General features: G+C 68.1%; 3 protein-coding genes and 1 pseudogene. 1 reads left to right on the forward strand and 3 read right to left on the reverse strand.

Annotation, left to right across the window (positions count from 1 at the left end; genetic code table 11):
* Positions 1-423 (reverse strand): aspartate/glutamate racemase family protein (locus JMF90_RS24480; RefSeq protein WP_201325528.1); only part of this gene is annotated, 423 nt, incomplete at its 3' end.
* A 175-nt stretch (positions 424-598) separates the two neighbouring features.
* Here JMF90_RS24480 and dinB point away from each other — a divergent pair.
* Complete coding sequence (dinB, locus tag JMF90_RS24485) at positions 599-1,774, forward strand: DNA polymerase IV (protein ID WP_054927965.1); 1,176 nt, start codon at positions 599-601, stop codon at positions 1,772-1,774.
* Positions 1,775-1,850: 76 nt separating this feature from the next.
* Here the strand turns inward: dinB and JMF90_RS24490 are convergent, their stop codons facing one another.
* Complete coding sequence (locus JMF90_RS24490) at positions 1,851-3,938, reverse strand: M3 family metallopeptidase (RefSeq protein WP_012328829.1); 2,088 nt, start codon at positions 3,936-3,938, stop codon at positions 1,851-1,853.
* Between the two features lie 323 nt (positions 3,939-4,261).
* A pseudogene (locus JMF90_RS24495) lies at positions 4,262-4,767 on the reverse strand (bifunctional methylenetetrahydrofolate dehydrogenase/methenyltetrahydrofolate cyclohydrolase); the annotation flags it as partial.

Below are 4,767 nucleotides of genomic sequence, written 5' to 3' on the forward strand. Positions count from 1 at the left end.
TTTCTCGCGCAGCCGCGCCGCATAGAACGGCAGCTCCATCGTGTAGCGCGTACCGAGCAGGGCGACGCGCTCGACACCCGCGGCGCGCAGCGCGCTGCCGGTCGGATCGGCGATGTGCAGGAACGGCAGCGTCACCGCGGCCTCGATCGCGTCGTGCACGCGATGCATCGTATTGGTCGTCAGGACGACGAGATCGGCGCCGGCCGCTTCGAGTTGTCGCGCGGCGTCGGCCATCCGTTCGCCGAGCGCGGCCCAGTCGTGCGTGCGCTGTAGCGCTTCGATTTCGGCGAAGTCGACCGTGACCAGCACGCTCTTCGCGTTGTGATGGCCGCCGTGCAATGCCTTCGAGTGCCGGTTGATCATCCGGTAGTACTCGGCCGACGATTCCCAGCTCATGCCGCCGATCAGTCCGATCGTCTTCATCCGTCACCTTTGCGTTTCGTGTGTCGTGGCAGACGAGTATAGGGGCCGCTGCCCGTGCCCGGCCGGTACGATCCGCACAAAGCGGGCCAGTACGGCGCGGCCGGCGGCAGATGGCCGGCGCCGGGTGGCCGGCTGCGACCGCCCTCGGGCGTACGCGGCAGTTGAAACCGGCACTGTGTTTTTGTACAGTATCGGCACCGTGAGCCCGACCACCATCCCGCCTGCCGATCTACCCACGCCGCTGCCCGGCGACGCGCCGCCGCGCATGCGCAAGATCATTCATTGCGACTGCGACTGCTTCTACGCGTCGGTCGAGATGCGCGACGACCCGTCGCTGCGCAACCGGCCGCTCGCGGTCGGCGGCCGCCCCGACCAGCGCGGCGTGATCGCGACCTGCAACTACGAGGCGCGGCGCTACGGCGTGCATTCGGCGATGTCGTCGGCGCTGGCGATGCGCAAGTGTCCGGACCTGCTGATCTTGCCGTCCGCGATGGACAAGTATCGTGCGGCGTCGCGGCAGATCATGGCGATCTATCGCGACTACACGCCGGACGTCGAGCCGCTGTCGCTCGACGAGGCGTACCTCGACGTCAGCGGGTCGGAGCGTTGCCAGGGCAGTGCGACGCTGATTGCGCGCGAGATCCGCGAGCGCGTGCGCGATACGGTCGGCGTGACCGTGTCGGCGGGCGTCGCGCCGAACAAGTTCATCGCGAAGATCGCGTCCGACTGGAACAAGCCCGACGGGCTGTTCGTCGTGCGGCCGCATGAGATCGACACATTCGTCGCGGCGCTGCCAGTGCGCAAGCTGCACGGCGTCGGCAAGGTGACGGCCACGCGGCTCGACCGGCTCGGCATCCAGACCTGCGCGCAATTGCGCGACTGGCCGCTGATCGACCTGCACCGCGAGTTCGGCGCGTTCGGGCGGCGGCTGTACGAACTGTCGCGCGGGATCGACGAGCGGCCCGTGCAGGCCGACCAGGAGCGCAAGTCGGTCAGCGTCGAGACGACCTACGTGACCGACCTGACGACACTCGAGCAATGCGCGGACGAAATCCGTCGCCTCGTCGTGCAACTCGACGCGCGGATCGATCGCGCGGGCGCCGCGCGGTCGATCCGCAAGCTGTACGTGAAGATCCGCTTCGCCGATTTCCAGCGCACGACGGTCGAGTGCGTGGCCGACGCGACGAATGCCGAGACGGCCGTCACGCTGCTCGCGAAGGGGTTGTTGCGGCGCGCGCAGCCGGTACGGCTGCTCGGTGTCGGCGTGCGCATCGACGAGGATACGGCCGAACGCCACGGGCAATTCCTGCTGTTCGACGACGAAGTGGGCGACGACACGTCCGCGCCATGAAAAAAGGCACCGCCGAAGCGGTGCCTGTCGATGCAGCCTGAGCAGCCTGAACAACTGGAAGGGCCGGGCAGCGCGCTCAGTGCGCGGACGCGGCCATCCCGTTGTGGCGCAGCAGTGCGTCGATCTGCGGCTCGCGGCCGCGGAATGCCTTGAACGACTCCATCGCCGGGCGGCTGCCGCCGACCTCGAGGATTTCGCGGCGATAGCGCGTGCCGGTTGCCGCGTCGAGCACGCTGCCGCTGGCGGCCGCCGCTTCCTCGAACGCCGCGTACGCATCGGCCGACAGCACTTCGGCCCACTTGTAGCTGTAGTAGCCGGCCGCATAGCCGCCCGCGAAGATGTGGCTGAACGTGTTCGGCCAGCGCGAGAACGCCGCCTGCGGGATCACGTGATAGCGCTCGTTGATCTCGCGCGCGAACGCGGTCACGCCGGTGGCGCCGGCCGGGTCGAAGTCGACGTGCAGCAGCATGTCGAACATCGAGAACACGATCTGGCGCAGCGTGCCGAGCCCGCTCTGGAAGTTCTTCGCGGCGATCATCTTGTCGAACAGCTCGCGCGGCAGCGACGCGCCCGTATCGACGTGCGACGACATCGACGACAGCACGTCCCATTCCCAGCAGAAATTCTCCATGAACTGCGACGGCAGTTCGACCGCATCCCATTCGACGCCGTTGATGCCCGACACGCCGAGCTCGTCGACGCGCGTGAGCATGTGATGCAGCCCGTGGCCGAATTCATGGAACAGCGTGATCACTTCGTCGTGCGTGAAGCACGCGGGCTTGCCGCCGACCGGCGCGGAGAAGTTGCAGGTCAGGTACGCGACGGGCGTCTGCACGTCGCTGCCGCGCTTCGCGCGCGAACGCGCGTCGTCCATCCAGGCGCCGCCGCGCTTGCCTTCGCGTGCGTACAGGTCGAGATAGAACTGCGCGACGAGCGAGCCGTCGCGGTTCTCGACGCGGAAGAAGCGCACGTCCTTGTGCCATACCGGCGCGTCGTCCGGCTTGATCTTCACGCCGAACAGCGTTTCGGTGACGGTGAACAGGCCCTTCAGCGCGGCCGGTTCCGGGAAGTACTGCTTGACCTCGTTTTCCGAGAACGCATAGCGCTGCTGGCGCAGCTTCTCGGCCGCGTATGCGACGTCCCACGGCGCGAGTTCGGCGAGGCCGAGCTCCTTCGCGGCGAACGTGCGCAGCTCGTCCCAGTCCTTGTCCGCGTGCGGGCGGGCGCGCGTCGCGAGATCCTCGAGGAATGCGATCACCTGCTGCGGCGATTCGGCCATCTTCGGCGCGAGCGACACTTCGGCGAAGTTGCGGTAGCCGAGCATCTGCGCCTCTTCGCGGCGCAGCTTCAGCGCGTCGACGACGATCGCCGTGTTGTCCCATTCGGCCTTGCCGTCGCCGTACTGCGGCCCGAGCTCCGACGCGCGCGTCGCATAGGCGCGGTAGAGCGTCTCGCGCAGCGCGCGGTTGTCCGCGTACTGCAGCACCGGGAAGTACGACGGGAAATGCAGCGTGAATTTCCAGCCTTCCTTGCCGTCCTTCTGCGCGGCTTCGCGAGCAGCCTCGATTGCGTCGCCGGGCAGGCCGGCCAGCTCGGCTTCGTCGGTGACGAAGTACGCGTACGCGTTGGTTGCATCGAGCACGTGATCGGAAAACGCCTTCGACAGCGCGGCCTGCTGTTCCTGCAGTTCCGCGAAGCGCGGCTTCTGGTCTTCGGGCAGCTCGGCGCCCGACAGGCGGAAGTCGCGCAGCGCATTGTCGAGGATCTTCTTGCGCTCGGCGGACAACGTCGCGTATTCGGCGCTCGCGGCGATCGCCTTGTACTTTTCGTACAGCGCGAGATTCTGGCCGACGCTCGACCAGAACTCGGTCACGCGCGGCAGGTTTTCACCGTAGGCGGCGCGCAGTTCGGGCGTGTCGGCGACCGCATTCAGATGGCCGACGATGCCCCATGCGCGGCCGAGCGGCTCCGTGGCCTGCTCGACCGTCTCGACGACGGCGGCCCAGGTCGACGGCGTGTCGCTCGCGCTCGCCGCTTCGACCGCGCGGCTGGCGGCGTCGAGCAGCGTATCGAGCGCGGGCGTCACGTGTTCCGGGCGGATCTCGCCGAAACGGGGCAGGCCGGAGAAGTCGAGGAGCGGATTGGTGTTGGCGCTGGCGGACATAAGACTCCCTGTCTGTTGCCGGATGAACCGGGATGAAAAGGGTGAGGCGCGATGAAGCGGCGCCCGATACCGACATTATTGGGGCGCATCGTGCGCTTTCCAATCGTTAGTTTCTAATGACGCGATTGACGCAGGGTCGGATGTGGGCGCCCGGCCAGGGGCGCCCGGCCAGGGGCGGCCGGCCAGGGGCGGCCGGCCAAGGGTGACCGGCGGCGGGCGAGCAGCGAGGTGCATCGGCGCGCCGGCCGGCGCGATGCAGCCGCGCGATTGCGGCTGGCGAGGCGCCGGCGCGCGGACCGCGCACCGGCTCGGCAAAGGCAGCGTCAGGCCGCGGCGGCGGCGCGTTCGGCGGATTCGATCGTGTTGATCAGCAGCATCGTGATGGTCATCGGGCCGACGCCGCCCGGCACCGGCGTAATGTAGCCGGCGACTTCCTTCACGCCCGCGAAATCGACGTCGCCGCACAGCTTGCCCGCGTCGTCACGGTTCATGCCGACGTCGATCACCGTCGCGCCCGGCTTCACCATGTCGGCGGTCAGGATGTTGCGCTTGCCGACCGCGGCGACCACGATGTCGGCCTCGCGCGTATGCGCGGCGAGGTCGCGCGTCTTGCTGTGGCAAATCGTCACGGTCGCGCCGGCGTCGAGCAGCATCATCGCCATCGGCTTGCCGACGATGTTTGAGCGGCCGATCACGACCGCGTTCGCGCCTTGCAGCGCAATGCCGTGCGCTTCGAACATCTTCATCACGCCGTACGGTGTGCACGGGCGGAACAGCGGCTTGCCGGTCATCAGCGCGCCGGCGTTCGCGACGTGAAAGCCGTCGACGT

The sequence above is a fragment of the Burkholderia sp. E168m23 genome (genome assembly GCF_016586125.1).
Lineage (GTDB): Bacteria > Pseudomonadota > Gammaproteobacteria > Burkholderiales > Burkholderiaceae > Burkholderia > Burkholderia orbicola.